This window comes from Nitratireductor aestuarii (assembly GCF_014641695.1).
Classification (GTDB): Bacteria; Pseudomonadota; Alphaproteobacteria; order Rhizobiales; family Rhizobiaceae; genus Chelativorans; species Chelativorans aestuarii.
Map to the genome: position 1 here is coordinate 437224 of NZ_BMIF01000001.1, position 17963 is coordinate 455186.

Here is a 17963-nt window from a genome sequence, read left to right on the forward strand (position 1 = left end):
GGATGGCTAGTCGCGGCGTAAACGGTGTGTCCGATATGAAAATGGCGGACCTTTCGGGCCCGCCATCTCGTCATTCGTCATTCAGGCTGTCTTAGCTCGCCAGCACTTCCACCGGCGGGCAGGCGCAGACGAGGTTTCGGTCGCCGGCGACATTGTCGACGCGGGAGACGGGAGGCCAGTACTTGTTGGTCCAGACCATTCCGCCGGCTGGGAAGGCAGCCTCGTTGCGGGTGTAGGCGTGGTCCCACTTGTCGGCCATCAGTTCGGCGGCGGTGTGCGGTGCGTTGACCAGCGGATTATCCTCGCGGCTCCACTCACCCTTTGCCACGCGCTCTGCCTCATGGGCGATTGCGATCATGGCTTCGCAGAAGCGATCAAGCTCCTGCTTCGGCTCGGATTCGGTCGGCTCGACCATCAGCGTTCCGGCTACCGGCCAGGACATGGTCGGCGCGTGGAAGCCGAAATCGACCAGACGCTTGGCGATGTCTTCGACCGAAATACCTGCGCTTTCCTTGAGCACGCGCGTGTCGAGAATGCACTCGTGCGCAACGCGGCCGTTGCGGCCACGGAACAGCACGGGATAAGCATCCTTCAGCTTCTCGGCGATGTAGTTGGCGTTGAGGATCGCCATTTCCGTCGCGCGCTTCAGTCCAGCGCCGCCCATCATGCGGATGTACATCCAGGTGATGGGGAGGATGGAGGCGCTGCCATAGGGGGCTGCCGCAACCGCCTTGCCCGACTCCCATGCCACATGGCCGGGGAGGAACGGCTTCAGGTGTGCCTTGACGCCGATAGGGCCAACGCCTGGGCCACCGCCGCCATGCGGGATGCAGAAGGTCTTGTGCAGGTTCATGTGGCAGACATCTGCGCCGATCTCGCCCGGACGGGCAAGACCCACCAGCGCGTTGAGGTTAGCACCATCGAAATAGACCTGGCCGCCATGCGCATGCACCAGCGCGCAGACATCACGCAGACCTTCCTCGAATACCCCGTGGGTAGACGGGTAGGTGATCATGAGGGCTGCGAGGTTGGCGCTGTACTGCTCTGCCTTGGCCTTCAGATCATCGAGGTCGATGTCGCCGTGCTCAGTGCAGCGGACGACGACAACGCGCATCCCTGCCATCGCAGCCGACGCCGGGTTGGTGCCATGTGCGGAGGAGGGGATCAGGCAGATGTCGCGCTCAGCCTCACCGCGCGAGCGGTGATAGCCGCGTATAGCGAGAAGGCCCGCGTATTCGCCCTGGCTGCCCGCGTTCGGCTGCAGCGAGACACCATCGAAGCCGGTGATAGTCGACAGCCACTCTTCCAGATCCGCCGTCAGCTTGGCGTAGCCGATCGTGTGTTCAGCTGCAGCGAACGGGTGCAGGTTTGCGACGGTCGGCCAGCTTACAGGCATCATTTCGGCCGCTGCGTTGAGCTTCATGGTGCAGGAGCCGAGCGGGATCATCGCGCGGTCGAGCGCCAGATCCTTGTCAGCAAGGCTGCGCAGGAAACGCATCATCTGCGTTTCCGAGCGGTTCTCGTGGAACGCCGGCTGGGTCAGGAAGTGCTGGTCGCGCTTCGTGACATTGGCTTCCACGCTTTCGGGTAGGGTGATGCCGAGGAGCGACGCGAGGGCCTGAAGATCGGCTTCCGTGGTCGTCTCATCAAGGTTGATGCCAACGGTATTGTCATCAAGCTTGCGCAGCAGGAAACCCTGCTCCTTTGCCTTTTTGATCAGTGCGTTAGCGCCGGTTTCGAAAGTGATGGTTACGGTGTCGAAGATCTTTTCACCGGCAACCTTCAGACCGCCTGCCTTGGCGCCAGCCTGCAGGCGCAGGGCCAGCTGGTGGACGCGCTCAGCAATCTGGGTCAGGCCTTCCGGTCCGTGCCAGATGGCGTATGCCGTCGCCATGTTGGCGAGCAGCGCCTGTGCGGTGCAGATGTTGGAGGTGGCCTTGTCGCGGCGAATGTGCTGTTCGCGGGTTTGCAGCGCCAGACGGTAGGCGGGGCGGCCATGAGCATCCGTCGACTGACCGACGAGGCGACCCGGCATCAGACGGGTGAGACGATCGGAAACCGCGCAGTAAGCGGCGTGCGGTCCACCGAAGCCCATCGGAACGCCGTAGCGCTGCATGGAGCCAACAGCGACCTCTGCGCCAAGCTCCGCCGGTGTGTCGGACAGGAGCAGGCCGAGCGGATCGGCAACGAAGACGACAACTGCATCCTTTGCCTTTGCCGCAGCGATCACCTCGCCATAGTCGCGGAATACGCCATAGGTGTCTGGCCACGGAACGACGAGCGCGAACGTGTCGTCATCGACCGCGCCCGTCTCGATCGTGATGCCGAGCGGTTCGGCGCGCGTGTCGATCACGTCGCGGGTCTGGGGGTGCAGTTCACCGGCGAGAACAACGCGGTTGCGCTTCGAGCGGTGGTGACGCCAGGCGATACCAACGGCTTCGGCAGCGGCGGTGCCTTCGTCCAGCAGCGAGGCGGAGGCGACAGGCAGGCCCGTCAGCTCGCTCACCAGCGTCTGGAAGTGGAAGAGCATCTCCAGGCGGCCCTGGCTGATTTCCGACTGGTAAGGCGTATAGGCCGTGTACCAGGCCGGGTTCTCGAACATGTTGCGCTGGATCACCGGAGGCACATGGCAACCGTGGTAGCCCGCGCCGATGAAGCTCTTCAGCACCGTGTTCTTGTTCATGTGGGCTGCGAGCTCGGCCAAAGCCTCGGACTCGCTCACGGGCGCCGGAAGGTCGAGAAGGCCTTCGAAGCGGATGGATTTCGGAACAGCCTGCGAGATCAGCGTTTCCATGGAAGGAACGCCGAGGGCGGCAAGCATAGCCTTTACGTCCGCGTCGCGGGGACCGATGTGACGCGCACTAAAGGGAAGGGAAGCATTGGTCATATCTGTTTCCATGCTGACACTGGCCTGCGTTGCGCCCGGTATCTTGGCCGGACGCAGCAAACCAGATGCAATCAAATGGTGGCCTTGTAGGCGTCCTCATCCATCAGCTCGTCGAGCTGGGACGGGTTGCTGAGCTTGATCTTGAACAGCCAGCCATCACCCATGGCGGCGTTGTTCACGAGGGCCGGATCGCTGGACAGCGCATCGTTCACCGCAACGATTTCGCCATCGACCGGGACGTACACGTCGGATGCGGCCTTGACGGACTCAACGACAACGACGGTCTCGCCCTTGGTCACCTGACGGCCGACTTCCGGCAGTTCGACGAAGACCAGATCGCCAAGCTGTTCCTGGGCGTAGTCGGTGATGCCAACCACGGCCGCATCACCTTCCATACGAAGCCATTCATGGTCGGAAGTGAAGAGGGTCTTGGTCATGCTCGTTTATCCTTTGCGGTAGCGGTGTGGCGTGAAGGGGAGGGTGGCAACGCGAAGCTCGAGGCGGTTCCCGCGTACTTCGGTGAAAAGCTGGGTGCCGGGCTCGGCCAGATTTTTTGCGACATAGCCCATGGCGATCGGGTGACCCGCAGAGGGACCGAAGCCACCGGAAGTGACGCGGCCAACGACAGTGCCGTCGGCATCGATAACAGGAGCTCCGGCACGTACGGGCTGGCGGCCTTCAGGCTTCAGGCCGACGCGTTTCTGGTCGGAACCCTTGGCGTGGATCGCACGCAGTGCTTCGGCGCCAACGAACGTGCCTTCTTCGCGGACGCGCTTCGGAATGGCCCAAAGAATGCCGGCGCTCTGCGGATCGGTGGTTTCGTCGATGTCCTGGCCATGGAGGCAGAGGCCGGCTTCGAGACGCAAGCTGTCGCGGGCGGCAAGGCCGATCCACATGACGCGTTCATCGGCCAGCAGCTTTTCTACGAAGGCCTGAGCTTCCGTGACGGGCATCGCGACTTCGAAGCCGTCCTCGCCGGTGTAGCCGGAACGCGAGGCGAACCAGTTTGGCTTCGGCTCTGTCGCCGTCATGAAGGTGAGGGCGGAAAGGTCGAGTCCAGCATTGGTCAGGACCGATTCTGCCTCCGGACCCTGCAGCGCGATCAGAACGCGGGGAAGCGCTTCCAGCGACACGGAGAAGTTTGCGGCGAGGGCGCGGAAATGGGCCTCGTCCTTGGCCGCGTTGCCAGCATTCGCCACGACCATGAATCGGGTGGCGGACAGCTGCGTGATGATCAGGTCATCAATGATGCCGGCCTTCTCATTCAGGAGAACCGTGTACTTGGACTTTCCCATGCCGATGGCGGCCGCGTCGAGCGGGCATGCATGGGACAGGAACGCTGCGGCCTCGTCACCCTCGACGGCAAAGAGCTGCATGTGGGAGATATCGAAAAGCCCGGCTTTCTCACGCGTGTGAAGATGCTCCTTCATCACGCCAGCGGGATAGGTGAGGGGCATGTTCCAGCCGGCAAAGGCGCCGAAGCGCGCACCAGCGGATTCATGCAAGGATTCCAGGGGCAAATGCCGCCCCGGTTCGACGTTGCTCATCAGGCCTCCAAAGTTACACCCATGGCGTCAAGATTGACGACACGTTGAGTGCCCCTCTGTCGGAAGCCTGAGAGACTCGAATCGACCGGTGGAAAGGTCGATTCTTACACCTTCGGCGCGGAGGCGAGCTCCGACTTTCCAGAGTGTCTAACCTGTATACGGTTCATTTGCCTGAGAGATTTCCGGGCTCTTCCCCTTCGGCGGCAGCGATGCTGCTCTCTCCCGCAAACAGGCGGGCCGAAGCCCACGACTGTTAAATATTAGCCGAGAGGCGACGGCTTGTCACCTCCCGGCCAACGATATGCACCGTCCCGATCGTTTCCGTGCTGATTTGGCGCAGGATTATTGGGAGCCAGCGACCTGCAGAAGCTTGCAGAGGTTGACGAGTGCAGCGTCATAGCTTGCTGCATCAATGGAGCCGCAACGGCGTAGCATCTGCTGGCGCTCGCTATCGGACATGTTATCGAGAACAGCTTGTTGGCCGGGGGTGAGGGGTGTGCCACCGCCGCCAGGATTTCCGCCCGGACCGCCTCCGGTATTGCCGCCCGGATTGTTGCCTGCACCGTTGCCGATGCCAACATCGACGCCGACATCAACGCCATTGCCGCCGCCTATACCAAGGCCGACATCGGCATTTACGCCGCCCGAGCCACCGATACCGGCTGTAACTCCGGCGTCTATACCATTGCCACCACCGATGGCAGCGTCCACGTTTGCGTTGACACCGTTGGGTCCGCCTATGGATGCGTCAACGTCAGCGTTTATGCCTTCACTGCCGACATTTGCATCGGCGTTTGCCGCTATGCCGTTTGAACCACCTACGGTGGCGTCCACATCGGCGTCCACGCCTCTGCTTCCGCCGACACCCACGTCAGCATTCGCGTTTACGCCCTGTGAGCCGCCGACAGATGCATCGACACCAACCCCGAGGCCGTCGCTCGTATCCACGTCGACCCCCACGCTGATGCCATCACTACCGCCGACAGAAACACCTACTTGAGCTTGGGCCTGAATTGTGGCTGGAACAAATAAACACGCACCCAGCAACAGAGCCTGTAATCGTTTCGTCATAATACTCTCCCTGTATACTCCATTACCCTAAGTACGCAGACGAGTATTTGTTTCACGCGTTATGAATATTCTTTATCCTGCACCCATAAACGTTGCCATAGCGCCGTTTCGCAGTGGTAGTGTACCCCAAACGGTGTACCTATTGTGCAAACTGATGTGATCAGCCGCTTATTGCCAGCCTGAGCGCAAGGGTATCTAATAGGCTTCAGCAGCATTGGAAATGCTCTCCGGACGCTCATCACACGCATCCGTCGAGCGTTGAGTGGATGTCTCGGACGCCAGACGGCAAACAGCGAAAGGATCGATCCATGGCTGTTGCAAAGAACACCATCTGCCTTTGGTTCAACAAGGATGCGGAGGAAGCGGCCTGCTTCTACGAGGAAACCTTTCCGGACAGCCGCGTCCTTGCAGTTCACCGGGCGCCCAGCGATTTTCCATCGGGCAGGGCAGGCGACGTCCTGACGGTCAATTTCGTTGTCGCCGGGATACCCTGCATCGGCCTTAACGGCGGAACGGCTTTCAAGCATAACGAAGCTTTCTCCTTCCAGATCTCCACAGAAGACCAGGAAGAAACCGACCGCTACTGGAATGCCATCGTGCAGAACGGCGGCCAGGAAAGCGCCTGCGGCTGGTGCAAGGACAAATGGGGTATCTCGTGGCAGATCATGCCACGCACGCTGATCGAGGCTATCACCGCTGGCGGCGATGAAGCCAAGCGCGCGTTCGAGGCCATGATGACGATGCGCAAGATCGACGTGGCCGCGATCGATGCAGCGCGGCGTGGCTGACCAGCCTATCAGGTTTGGCGAAAGCGTTCGGCACAGCCTGACGGCTTGAAGACGCGCACTTTGGATGCCGGATGTTTGGCCAGCGCCATGGCTGGACGGATCGGACGTCTCACGAGCTCGCCACCGCAATTCGGGCAGACGTTCTGGAGAACGTCTTCTGCACATATGGCGCAGAACGTGCACTCGAACGTACAGATCCGTGCTTCCATGCTGTCCGGCGGCAGATCACGGTCGCAACATTCACAACCGGGTCGAAGCTCCAGCATTCCAATCCTCCTGAAGCCAATAGTGGGCTGCTTCCCAGTTAGAAGCTTCGAGCACCACAAGGCAAGAGAAGCTAAAGGGCCGCACGGTTGGTCACAAACGGCGATCGCATAAGGAAGATTATGGAACTAATTGATGTAAGGTAACCGGATTTGGTGCGCTACGATTGCTCGTTGTCGTCGTTCGGCCAACGAACATAAGCAAGAATCCAGGCACCAATTAACCAGAGCGGAAAAACCAGTCCCAGGAGAGCCCAAGCTGGTGAAAAGCCCATGCGCTTCAATATTCTCGCAAACGGCCAGAAGAGAATGAAGAAGCTGGCAATCAGGTACGCCAAGAGCAATAGAAAGATGATGGAGAGCGGCCAGCCGGATGAGTGTCCTTCCCACGCATAGGTTTGTTCACCGTACATGACGTCTACTCCTCAGCGCATCTGGTTTGGAATCGTGCCCCCCCGAAATGGCAGGCCGGTTTGACCCAAGGATCAAACCAACCCCGAGTAAGATTCAGTGCTTCACCTTCATGACCTTTTCCAGGAACCCAAGCATCAACGCGGATAGCACGAATGCAAGATGCATAAGTGTTGCCCACATTAGCTGCTCACCGGTGAAGGTCTGAAAGTTCAGAAAGATCTGCAGCAGATGGATCGATGAAATCGCTACGATCGATGATGCAACCTTGATCTTGAGGCTTCCGGAATCAAGTTTGCCAAGCCACGAAATCTCATCGCCTTGTGCGCCATCGAACCGGCTGACAAAGTTTTCGTAGCCCGAGATCATCACCATGACGATCAGGCTCGCCACCAATGCCGCATCAATGAGGCCAAGCATCGCCAGGATCATGCCCGCATCGTCGTACTCGGAAAAGTGCATGGCGACCTTTGCGAGCTTGAAAAGAAACGACAAGCCGTAGATGCCGAGCGCAATCGCCAGGCCGATGTAAAACACCACCAGGATCCAGCGAGCAGACAGGATGATCCGCTCGATCAGCAGTTCCAAAGCTTTCATGAAAGTTCAGCCAGTTACGATAATTATGATGATGAAAGGTCAGCAACGACGGCATTAGCCGCCGCAATGAGTGCACCGGGTTCTGCCTCAAAGACGGCATCATGAGCGCCAGCAGCCGCCCAAACACTTGCGAAATTCGCCAGCCCATTATCCGCGTACCGCTTCACGGTCTCGGGATGGCCGAGCGGTGAAACACCACCGATCGCAAAGCCGGTTTCTTCTCGGACCTTGCGCGGATCGGCGCGCGACAGAGGTTCGCCCACGAGCGCCTGCGCCTTGTCGAGGTCAAGCTTCTTGGAGCCCGGAACAAGGAACAGGTAGAGCTTGCCGGACTGTTCGCCCGCAAAGATCAGCGACTTCACGATCTGGTCGACCGAACAGCCGCATTGTTGGGCAGCTTCCTCGGCCGTGCGCGTGGATTCGCCCATGCGCTTTACTTCGATCGGAAGACCCGCAGCGTTGGCAGCGGCAATGACGCGATTGATGCTCTTCGACATGGTTCCCCCCAGGTGTCAGTCCGACGAAATGGTCGTTTCCAGCACCATGCCGTCATAAGCCGGTTCTACATGCGCCGGTGTCTCATTCTGCACAGCTTCGTAGTCGAGCGGATTATGCATGTGGGTCAGCACGGCGCGTTCCGGCTTCAGCCGCTCGATCCACTCCAGCGCTTCGCCAAGCGACAGATGGTTCGGGTGCGTTCTGTACTGGAGCGCGTCAATGACCAGAAGCTCGAGGTTTTCGAGATGCGGCAGCGACTGCGGATAGAATTCACTGACGTCGGAGCAATAGGCGAACGGCCCGACGCGGAAGGCCAGGGAGTGGATCAGGCCGTGCTGCTGCGGCAGGGGCAGGAAGGTCAATGGGCCCCCTGCTCCCTCGATCGTGAGCGGCTCATAGTGCTCGATCCGGTGCGGCGTCAGGATCGGCGGATAGTCGCTTCCTTCCGGCGTCTCGAAGCAATAGAGAAACCCGTCGCGTAGACGCTCCATGGTGGCGTCGTCGGCATAGATGTCCATGCGCTTCTTCTGCACCAGCACATAGCCGCGCAGATCGTCGATGCCATGGATATGATCGGCATGCGGATGTGTGTAGACCACCGCATCAAGCGTATTCACGCCATTGCTGATCATCTGCTCGCGGAAGTCCGGCCCGGTGTCGATAACGACACGCGTGCGCGCGCCATCCTCACGGATGCGCTCCACCAGCGCGGACGCTCGCAGGCGCCGGTTGCGCGGGTTGTTCGGATCACATGCACCCCAGTCGCCCATGATGCGCGGCACGCCGGGAGAAGACCCGCACCCGAGGATGGTGAGCCGCAGACGATCAGCCATGTCTCAGATTTCCTTCATCGCCTCGCGCGGCACCTTGGTGAAGAGCCGGAAGAAATTTTCGGTGGTGATCCGCGCAATCTCTTCCTGCGTAACGCCGATCGTTTCCGCCAGAACGGCGGCCGTGTTGGCCACAAAGGCCGGCTCGTTGCGCTTGCCCCGGTAAGGGATCGGCGCAAGATAGGGCGCGTCGGTCTCCACCAGCAGCCGGTCCTGCGGGACGGTCTTCGCGATGTCGCGGATCTCCTGCGAGTTCTTGAAGGTCAGGATGCCCGAGAACGACACATAGCCGCCGAGCTCCACACCCTTGCGGGCAAGCTCCGGACCGGAAGAGAAGCAGTGCAGGATGAAGGGGAAGGCCCCCTTCCCCATCTCGTCTTCGAGGATCGCGGCCATATCCTCGTCAGCCTGACGGGCATGGATCACAAGTGGCAGCTGCGTTTCGCGCGCGGCGGCAATGTGGACGCGCAAACCCTGCGCCTGAAGATCGCGCGGCGCCTTGTCGTAATGGTAGTCGAGCCCTGCTTCGCCGATGCCCACGACCTTCGGATGCGCAGCAATCTTCACCAGCTCTTCGGCCGGAATCCCAGCCTCTTCGTCGGCGTTATGCGGATGCGTTCCGATGGTGCAGTAGACGTTCCCGTAAGCTTCGGCGATCGCCCGGATGCGCTCGAACTGGCGCACGCGGGTCGAGATCGTGACCATCAGCCCGACGCCGGCTTCACGGGCGCGGTCGATGACCGCGTCCCGTTCCGCCTCAAAGTCCGGAAAATCCAGATGGCAATGGCTGTCGACCAGCATCGTTCCTCAAGCTCCCGCAGCCGGAGCTTCGGCTTCAACGTAGCGCGGGAAGATCGGCTGCGGCGCAGGCAGATCCGTTCCCGGAACGAGCATGCGGTCGCCCGCGATCTCGGCAAAGGTGCGCTTGTCTGCCGGCACCGCAAGGATGTCGAGCAGTTTGGCGGCAGCGCCCGGGATGAACGGCTGGCACATGATGCCGACGCGGCGCAACACTTCCGCTGTGGTGAACAGCACCGTGCCCATGCGCTCCGCATCGGTCTTGCGCAGCGCCCAGGGCTCCTGCCCCGCGAAATAGCGGTTGGCTTCGGAGACGACGTCGAAAATCGCGCCAAGCGCCACGTTGATCGCCTGACGGTCCATCGCCTCGCGAGCCGTGGCAAGAGCAGATTCCGCCTGATCGAGGATAGCCTTGTCGGCATCGGAGAACGCGCCATAGGCGGGAACCTTGGCCTCGCAGTTCTTGGCAATCATCGACAGCGAGCGCTGCGCCAGATTGCCGATATCGTTCGCCAGATCCGCGTTGATGCGGTTGACGATCGACTCGTGACTGTAGCTGCCGTCCTGGCCGAAGGACACTTCGCGCATGAAGAAGTAGCGCACCTGATCAAGGCCGTAGTGCTCGACCATCTGGAATGGATCGACCACGTTGCCCACCGACTTCGACATCTTCTCGCCGCGGTTGAACAGGAAGCCGTGTGCGAACACGCGCTTCGGCAGTTCGATACCGGCGGACATCAGGAAGGCCGGCCAGTAGACGGCGTGGAAACGAACGATGTCCTTGCCGATGACGTGAACATTCGCCGGCCAGAACTTCCAGCGCTCGGCGTTCTCATCGGGGAAGCCGGCAGCCGTGAGGTAGTTGGTGAGCGCGTCGACCCACACATACATGACGTGCTTCTCGTCGCCCGGCACCGGCACACCCCAGTTGAAGGTGGTGCGCGAGATCGACAGGTCCTTGAGGCCGGATTTCACGAAGCTCATGACCTCGTTGCGGCGCTCGGAAGGTCCGACGAATTCCGGGTTCTTCTCGTAGAGCTCGATGAGCTTGTCCTGATAGGCGGAAAGACGGAAGAAGTAGCTCTCCTCCTCGTTCCACTCTACCGGCGAGCCAAGCGGCTCGCGGCGCACGCCGTCTTCACCGACGGTCGTCTCGCTCTCATCGAAATAGGCTTCCTGGCGGACCGAATACCAGCCACTGTAGCGTGACAGATAGATGTCGCCATTGGCCGCCATGCGGCGCCAGATCTCCTGGCAGGCCTTGTGGTGACGCTCTTCCGTCGTGCGGATGAAGTCGTCGTTGGAGCCGCCGAGCATCTCGATCATGTCGCGGAACACGGCGCTGTTGCGGTCAGCCAGCTCCTTGGGCGTAATCCCCTCCTTGTCCGCCGTCTGCTGCATCTTCAGTCCGTGTTCGTCTGTTCCGGACAGGAAGAAGACTTCCTTGCCGTTCAGGCGCTGGAACCGGCTCAGCGTATCGCTGGCGATCACGGTGTAGGCGTGGCCGATGTGCGGCTTGCCGTTGGGATAGAAGATTGGCGTGGTGAGATAGAAGGAGTCGCGCGTCATAGAATACGTCCAATAAAACTCTTAGCGCCCAGATAGCGCATTGTGATCAAGAATGCCATGCGTCCATGCAGCCGTTTCAGGCGGTTTCCGGCTGCTTTAGCTCGCGCATTGCCTCGTGGAGCTGTCTCAGCACATTGATGGAATGCTGCTTGCGGTCGAGGTTGAAGGTGTCGGTGTCCCGTATCCGCTGGGCGAGCTCTTCCCAAAGCTTTGCGAACCGCTCGGCAAGAACGACCCTGTTCGTCTCTCCAGCCTGCTGGGCAATTCCGGCAGCCCGGTCCAGAATCATCTGGTTGAAGAGGTCGTACTGAACCTGCGCATCACGGCCCGTGACCGCCTCGGCAAGCTTGTGGGTTGCCGTGATGTCGAAGCGGTCGGAGTTCAGGATCTTCTGCATTGCGGTCGCTATTTCAAGACCGCCGAATTGCGTCAGCAGAATGGCATTGCGCACGCTGCCCTCCGCCTGCTCGATCAGGAACTGGCGGGCTTCCGGTTCGTCGGGCGCCGGTGCGCCGAGCCGTTCCAGCACCGTCTCCAGCTGGCCGCCATCGAGCGGCTTCAGGCGGACCACATGGCAGCGCGAGCGGATGGTTGGCAGCAGTCTTCCCGGCGAATGGGCGATCAGAACGAAGAGCGTGCGCGCCGGCGGCTCTTCCAGGTTCTTCAGGAGCGCGTTCGCGGCATTGTTGTTCATGTCGTCGGCGCTGTCGACGATCACCACGCGCCATCCGCCGTCGGGCGGCGTCATGGAAAGGAACTTTCCGACGCGCCTCACCTCGTCCACGGTGATGGCGTTGCGGAACTTCTTGTCGCGCTCGATGTAAGGCCGCGTCAGATGCAGAAGGCCCGGATGCGCGCCGCGGATCGCCAGACGATACGCCTGGTTCTCAGGGTCGATCTCTGCAATTTGCTCTGGCGACTGCTTCGGATCGGGATAGCGGAACAGGTGATGCGCGATGCGGAAGGCGAAGGTGGCCTTGCCGCTGCCACGCGGGCCGGTGACCATCAGCGCGTGATGCAGCTTGCCCGCCCGATAGGCGCTCGCCACCATATCAAGCGCTTCCTCATGACCAGCCAGGAACGTGTTCTCGACCGGCTCGGGAATGTCCGTCAGCGTATCGTATTGTTCCGGTGCAAGGCGTTCGAACATCAATGCAATTCCCTCTGGAAACTGTTCGCCTGCCCCTCCTTGAATTCACGTCGTTCCATGGCAGCGTCAACCGCAGCCTTGATCGAAGAAAAAACCGCTTCGACATCGCGGTCGGCGTCGATCACCACGCAACGGTTCGGCTCTGCCGCAGCAATTGCCAGAAAGGCATCCCGACGCTTCTGGTGAACCGCAATCGTGTCCTTTTCGAAGCGGTCGATGCTCCCCTCGCCTCTTCTTGCCGAAGCCCGCTGCAGGCCCACCTCGGCATCGATATCCAGAATGATGGTCAGGTCGGGCCGGGTTTCGCCAACGGCCGCCTTCTCGAGTGAGCTGAGGAAGGCTTTGGTCAGGCCCTTCACCGTGCCCTGATAGGCGCGGGTGGAATCAATGAACCGGTCGCAGAGTACGACAGCGCCGCTTTCAAGGGCTGGCCGGATCAGCTGCTCGACATGGTCGAGGCGCGCGGCAGCGAAAAGAACCGCTTCCATTTCGGGGCCAAAGGGCTCGGCAGCGCCGGACAGCAGAACGTGGCGAACGGCCTCAGCGCCTGCCGAACCGCCCGGTTCGCGCGTGACGACAACCGTGTGGCCCCGGCCTCGCAGATACTGCTCGAGAAGACGGATCTGGGTCGACTTACCAGCCCCCTCGCCGCCTTCGAATGTGATGAAGAATCCCCGCAAGCTCGCCTTCCGGTTTCCTGATTGCGCACCTTCTTAACCCATTGAAGCAACGTGCGTCTATCGAAAGGCGCGGTATTTTTGCCGCGCGTCCTGCTCGGACACTTTTGGCAACCGGAGGTTCTTTACCCCGCCCAGGAGAACTGGCGCAGCCAGCCGACCAGCAATTCAGCCACGGCGCCAAAGGCGCGCTGACGAAGGGTGCCGCTCTCCACCGTCTCGGCCGCGTGGAGCTCGACCTTCCGGCTCAGCGTATCGTTGACCCAGATCTGCAGCTCGCCCACCCTGTCGCCTTCCCGGATCGGCGCGGGCAGCGGCCGTTCGTAGACGATGCGGGCGTGCAGTGCTTCGGGGTTTGCGACTGGTGCGAGAACACTGACCTTCTCTTCCACGCGCAGCGGAAGCATCGACGCGGTGCCGCCATAGACCGTGGCCTCCCCGACCACTTCTTTTGAGGCGAAGAGATCCTTCATCGCGAAGCCGTCAAGACCCCATTGCAGGAGCTTGCGGGTTTCCTCGACACGTTCCTGATCGGTCTCAAAGCCCCCGAGCGTCGCGAAAACGCGCCTGCTGCCATTACTGGCCGATGCGACGATGGAGAGCCCATGGCCTTCCGCTAGGCCGGTCATCAACCCGTCCGCACCGATGTTCAGGTTCAGAAGCGGATTCTTGTTGCGCTGGAAGATCTTGTTCCACTCGAAGGCCGGCTGGGAGAACAGCGCATATTGCTCCGGATAGGTGCGCCAGAGATGGGTGGCGAGCGCGGTCATGTCGCGCGCCGTCACCTTCTGCGTGTCATCCGGAAATCCCGTGGGATTGGCGAAGTGCGAATCCTTGAGGCCAATCTCCTTGGCGCGCTCGTTCATCAACTGGGCAAAGCTCTCCTCAGAGCCGCGCATGCCCTCCGCCATGACAATTGCCGCGTCGTTCGCCATCTGCACGGTCAGACCCTGCAGAAGATCAGCCACCGAAACCGTCGATTTCACCTTGGCGAACATGGTTGCCGCACGCGATGGAGCGCCGCCGGTGCGCCACGCATGTTCCGAGACGAAGTACTCCGTCTCAGGCGTGACCTGCCCCTTCCCAAGGGCATGGAACATGACCTCGGCGGTCATCAGCTTGGCAAGTGATCCTGGAGGGAATGGCGTGTCGGCCTCACGCGAAAGCAGCACAAAACCAGTGTCCGCATCCAGGAGATGGATGCGTTTGGCTTTGGTCTCGATCAGGTCTGCAGCGGATCCTGCAGAGATCGCCCCAAATGATGCGATGAAGAATGCCGTGACGACTGCGCCGATGCGGTACAACTGCATGCCTCCCCAAGCCCGGCTAAGGCGCATATTCTACGCCTAAAGGTCAGGGTGCACAACAAGTCGTGCGATCAGTCCCGCACAATGAACGCGTCTGTTGCGCCGGCGTCCCATGCCGCCAGAAGCGCATCATTTACACTCTCTTCCGGCGCCACAAGCGACAGGGCAACCTGTCCGCTGCCGGCCTGCTCGATGCGGATCTGTCCGTGGCCGGACAATGTCCGGGTGACGGCTTCAGCAGCCTTGATCGACGGCCAGACGCCGAGGTTCACCACGGAACCGCCTGGCGCACCAGCTTCTGGGTTCAGCACCGTGTTGAACACCTCGGCTGCGGCATTCGTGTCCTGCGGCGCATAGGATAGCGCAGCAAACATTTCGCCCGGACGGCTTGCCGGGATGGGTGCGAAGGACGGTAGTGCGACGCTGCCGACATCAGACGGTTGCACGGCGCCATTCGGCGCAGGCGCCGTGTAGGCGGCGGCAATCGCGGCCGTGATGGTATCCACCTCGCCGTGCGAATTCGCCTGCGTGGGTGTCGGGCCATTCATCGCCAGCATAACACCCGTTGGCAGACCGTCGGACGGATCCGGCGCACGACCGCCTGGCTGGTAGGATGCCATCAGGAAGGCGTCGTCCTGCCCATGCAGCGGTGCCGGGCCGACATACTCAACCTTCACCTTGGCTGTGCCGGCGTGCTGATAGTCGAGCAGTTCAGCCGCCCGCTTCGAAAGATCGATGAGGCGGCTGCGCTCGAACGGCCCGCGGTCATTGATGCGCACGATCACGGAGCTGTTGTTGGCAAGATTGGTGACGCGGGCGTAGCTCGGCAGCGGCAGCGTCGGATGCGCAGCCGTCAGATGCGTCATGTCGTAGACTTCACCGTTGGCGGTGAGACGACCGTGAAATGCATCGCCGTACCAGGACGCCGCGCCGACAGCCGCGTAATTCGGGTCTTCCTTCGGATGGAACCAGTTTCCCTTGACCTTGTAGGCCTTGCCGACCTGATAGCGCCCCCCTCCTCGCGGAAGGTTCGCTTTGGCCGTGCTGACGCGCGGACTAGCCTTCACGCCATACTTTGACTCCGGGAAATATTCCTTGCTGCGGGTGCTGCTGGTCTTGGTGGAACTGCCGGAACAGGCGGAGAGTGAAGCGACGATCAGTGCGGTGCCGATGAGTTTGGCGTGCAGCAGCGCTCTATTCCGCCGTTTTGCGTTCCCCATTATCACTTCCCTCAACAATCTGCTCCAATATTCCCGCCCGGTCCAAGCCAGCCGTAGTGGCGCGTGGAAATGGGCAGTAAGAACGACCCCAGTCACATATATTCGTTATCAGGGTGTAAACCCTTTGTGACCGCAAGGTGTCAGAAATGTGAGCTTTTGCCTAATAAGCTTTTTTAACAGGATGGAAATGTTGGTTAGCAACCGCACGAGCAGCGCTTCAGGCGACGTATTTCCTACTTAAACCCCAGTATTTCCATACGTTTATTCTGGCCGGATCAACAGTGTCGCTCGCCAGGCTGATCGTTAACCATACTGTGAATTTGGCGGATTGTGTCACCGTCGTGATCGCTTCTTCCGCTCTACTGCACGTAAACAAAACAGGAACATCTATATACCAACCTGTGTACCGATATCGACGACCCGGTCTGCCGGTATGGCGTAATAGGCACTTGCGTTGGTGGCGAAAGCTGACATGGCGATGAAGATCTTCTCCTGTATCCGGGGCAGTGTGGAGATCCGCGACCGGCGGAGCGTGCGACGCGAAAGGAAGAAGGACGTTTCCATGATCTCGAAACTCCAGCCTTCTTCCTCGTGCCGGGCAAGCGCCAGGGGAACGTTCGGTTTCTCCATGTAGCCGAAGCGGATGATCGCCTGACGGAAAAGCGGGTTCAGCACCTCCATGGACACGCGCTGATCGTCTCGTACATAGGGTTCTGGCATGGTCTTCACGGTCAGGATCAGGTTACGCTCGTGCAGCACCTTGTAGTGCTTCAGGCTGTGCAGCAGCGCTGTCGGCGTGCTTTCCGGATCGCTCGACATGAAGACCGCCTGTCCCGGCACCAGAGGCGGAGGGTTTCTGTTCAGCCGGTCAACGATCTCCTGCATCGGCACCTCGGTTCGCCTCGTCTTCTCGTAAAGCGTGCGCGATCCCCTCACCCAGGTGACCATGAGAAGAATGACCACTGCCGCGATGGCGAGCGAGACCCATCCCCCATGCACGACCTTCAGGACATTGGCAGACAGGAAGGCTGTCTCGATCAGGCCGAAGAAGCCGAAGAGCAGGAGTGCAAGGGCAAGATTCCAGCGCCAAATGCGCCGGGCCACAACAACCATCAGGACCGAGGTTACCAGCATGGCGCCCGTGACCGAGATGCCGTAGGCGGAGGCAAGTCGCGTGGAATCGCCAAACCAGACGACAAGCAGCAGCACGCCCGTGGCGATGATCCAGTTGGCAACAGGCAGATAGATCTGTCCCTCCTGTGTCTCTGAAGTATGTCGGATTTCCGTTCGCGGCAGCAGGTTGAGCTGAACCGCCTGACGGGCAGCCGAGAAAGCGCCGGTGATCACGGCCTGGCTCGCGATAATGGTCGCAATCGTCGCGAGTAGCGTGAATGGCAGCAATGCCCAGCCCGCATTCATTTCGAAAAACGGATTGTCGATCCTACCGTCATGGGCCAGCACATAGGCGCCCTGCCCGAAATAATTGGCAAGCAGGCAGGGAAATACGATCCAGAACCACGCGCGGATGATCGGCCTGCGGCCAAAATGGCCGAGATCAGCATAGAGCGCCTCCGCACCCGTCACCGCCAGGAATACGGCGCCAAGCGTGACGAAACCTGTCACCGGCGCGCGGACGAAAAACCCGATTGCGTGGAATGGATCCACCGCAAAAAGCACATGCGGGTCGTCCCAGATATGCACGAGCCCCGAAAGACCGAGCGCCAGGAACCAGACGAACATCACGGGAGCAAAGACGGCGGCGACCCTGTGGGTGCCGAACCGCTGCCCCATGAACAGAGCGAGCAGAATGACCACCGTGATGGGCACTACCCATGGCTCGACGCCGGGGGCCGCTATCGACAGACCTTCGACGGCGGAGAGAACAGAGATCGCCGGCGTGATCATGGCGTCGCCGAAGAAGAGACCTACCCCCACCATTCCGAGGCCCAGAATAGCCGTCGAATATTTCTGGTTCATGCGCCGAGACAGCGCCATCAGCGACAGGATCCCGCCCTCGCCCCGGTTATCGGCGCGCAGCACGAAGCAGACGTATTTGATCGAGACAGTGATGAACAATGCCCAGACGATGAGCGACAGGATGCCTGGCACATCCTCGCGAGCTATTGTCGGAAGAGAACTTCCGCTCGCATGCAGCGCCTGCCTGAAGGCGTAGATGGGGCTTGTTCCGATGTCCCCGTAGACGACGCCAAGGGCGGCGAGCGTAGCACTCTGCCGCCACGAGGCTGGCGCCGCGGCGACACTTGCCATTCTGCTGGAATCTTCGTGCATTCCGGCTCCGCCAGAGCGGGAGCCGTGCTTCCGCCGATGCTCCCAAGCCCCGTTGCAAGCG

Annotated in this window: 17 protein-coding genes and 1 riboswitch; of the genes, 1 reads left to right on the forward strand and 16 read right to left on the reverse strand. The window is 60.7% G+C overall.

Annotation, left to right across the window (positions count from 1 at the left end; genetic code table 11):
• Positions 1-91 precede the first annotated feature (91 nt).
• From gcvP to IEX27_RS02180, 4 genes are all read right to left on the reverse strand, one after another.
• On the reverse strand, positions 92-2887 hold the full coding sequence (gene gcvP, locus IEX27_RS02165) for an aminomethyl-transferring glycine dehydrogenase (RefSeq protein ID WP_188719278.1): 2796 nt from the start codon (positions 2885-2887) through the stop codon (positions 92-94).
• A gap of 71 nt (positions 2888-2958) precedes the next feature.
• Positions 2959-3324: a glycine cleavage system protein GcvH gene (gene gcvH / locus IEX27_RS02170; RefSeq protein ID WP_188719279.1), complete on the reverse strand. Its 366-nt coding sequence runs from the start codon at positions 3322-3324 to the stop codon at positions 2959-2961.
• Positions 3325-3330: 6 nt separating this feature from the next.
• Positions 3331-4434: a glycine cleavage system aminomethyltransferase GcvT gene (gene gcvT, locus IEX27_RS02175; protein WP_188719280.1), complete on the reverse strand. Its 1104-nt coding sequence runs from the start codon at positions 4432-4434 to the stop codon at positions 3331-3333.
• A 149-nt stretch (positions 4435-4583) separates the two neighbouring features.
• Positions 4584-4669: riboswitch (glycine riboswitch) on the reverse strand.
• Between the two features lie 107 nt (positions 4670-4776).
• Positions 4777-5382, reverse strand: a complete 606-nt coding sequence (locus IEX27_RS02180; protein WP_244630188.1) for a hypothetical protein — start codon at positions 5380-5382, stop codon at positions 4777-4779.
• Positions 5383-5813: 431 nt separating this feature from the next.
• Between IEX27_RS02180 and IEX27_RS02185 the strand changes: the two genes are divergently transcribed.
• Positions 5814-6293 (forward strand): VOC family protein, encoded by a 480-nt coding sequence (locus IEX27_RS02185; RefSeq protein ID WP_188719282.1) that lies wholly within the window; start codon positions 5814-5816, stop codon positions 6291-6293.
• An 8-nt stretch (positions 6294-6301) separates the two neighbouring features.
• Here IEX27_RS02185 and IEX27_RS02190 read toward each other — a convergent pair whose 3' ends face one another.
• The 12 genes from IEX27_RS02190 to IEX27_RS02245 all read right to left on the reverse strand — a co-directional run bounded on the left by IEX27_RS02190 (position 6302) and on the right by IEX27_RS02245 (position 17881).
• Positions 6302-6559 carry a DUF1272 domain-containing protein gene (locus IEX27_RS02190; protein WP_188719283.1) on the reverse strand — a complete coding sequence of 86 codons (258 nt, stop codon included), beginning with the start codon at positions 6557-6559 and terminating at the stop codon, positions 6302-6304.
• A gap of 158 nt (positions 6560-6717) precedes the next feature.
• Positions 6718-6969 carry a hypothetical protein gene (locus IEX27_RS02195; RefSeq protein ID WP_188719284.1) on the reverse strand — a complete coding sequence of 84 codons (252 nt, stop codon included), beginning with the start codon at positions 6967-6969 and terminating at the stop codon, positions 6718-6720.
• A 94-nt stretch (positions 6970-7063) separates the two neighbouring features.
• Positions 7064-7564 carry a TIGR00645 family protein gene (locus tag IEX27_RS02200; protein ID WP_188719285.1) on the reverse strand — a complete coding sequence of 167 codons (501 nt, stop codon included), beginning with the start codon at positions 7562-7564 and terminating at the stop codon, positions 7064-7066.
• A gap of 23 nt (positions 7565-7587) precedes the next feature.
• Entirely contained in the window at positions 7588-8061 is a 474-nt protein-coding gene (locus IEX27_RS02205; protein WP_188719286.1) for a YbaK/EbsC family protein, read from the reverse strand.
• 15 nt (positions 8062-8076) lie between these two features.
• Complete coding sequence (locus IEX27_RS02210; protein ID WP_188719287.1) at positions 8077-8895, reverse strand: MBL fold metallo-hydrolase; 819 nt, start codon at positions 8893-8895, stop codon at positions 8077-8079.
• A gap of 3 nt (positions 8896-8898) precedes the next feature.
• On the reverse strand, positions 8899-9693 hold the full coding sequence (locus IEX27_RS02215; RefSeq protein WP_188719288.1) for a TatD family hydrolase: 795 nt from the start codon (positions 9691-9693) through the stop codon (positions 8899-8901).
• 6 nt (positions 9694-9699) lie between these two features.
• A complete protein-coding gene (metG, locus tag IEX27_RS02220; protein WP_188719289.1) occupies positions 9700-11259 on the reverse strand; it encodes a methionine--tRNA ligase in 1560 nt (519 codons plus the stop codon).
• 76 nt (positions 11260-11335) lie between these two features.
• Positions 11336-12409 (reverse strand): DNA polymerase III subunit delta', encoded by a 1074-nt coding sequence (locus IEX27_RS02225; RefSeq protein WP_188719290.1) that lies wholly within the window; start codon positions 12407-12409, stop codon positions 11336-11338.
• A complete protein-coding gene (tmk, locus tag IEX27_RS02230; RefSeq protein ID WP_188719291.1) occupies positions 12409-13089 on the reverse strand; it encodes a dTMP kinase in 681 nt (226 codons plus the stop codon). The genes IEX27_RS02225 and tmk overlap by 1 nt, the downstream gene beginning before the upstream one ends.
• Positions 13090-13211: 122 nt before the next feature.
• Positions 13212-14396: a D-alanyl-D-alanine carboxypeptidase family protein gene (locus IEX27_RS02235; protein WP_188719292.1), complete on the reverse strand. Its 1185-nt coding sequence runs from the start codon at positions 14394-14396 to the stop codon at positions 13212-13214.
• 68 nt (positions 14397-14464) lie between these two features.
• Entirely contained in the window at positions 14465-15613 is a 1149-nt protein-coding gene (locus tag IEX27_RS21535) for a septal ring lytic transglycosylase RlpA family protein (RefSeq protein WP_188719293.1), read from the reverse strand.
• Positions 15614-16000: 387 nt separating this feature from the next.
• Positions 16001-17881 (reverse strand): potassium transporter Kup, encoded by a 1881-nt coding sequence (locus tag IEX27_RS02245; protein ID WP_244630189.1) that lies wholly within the window; start codon positions 17879-17881, stop codon positions 16001-16003.
• Positions 17882-17963 lie beyond the last annotated feature (82 nt).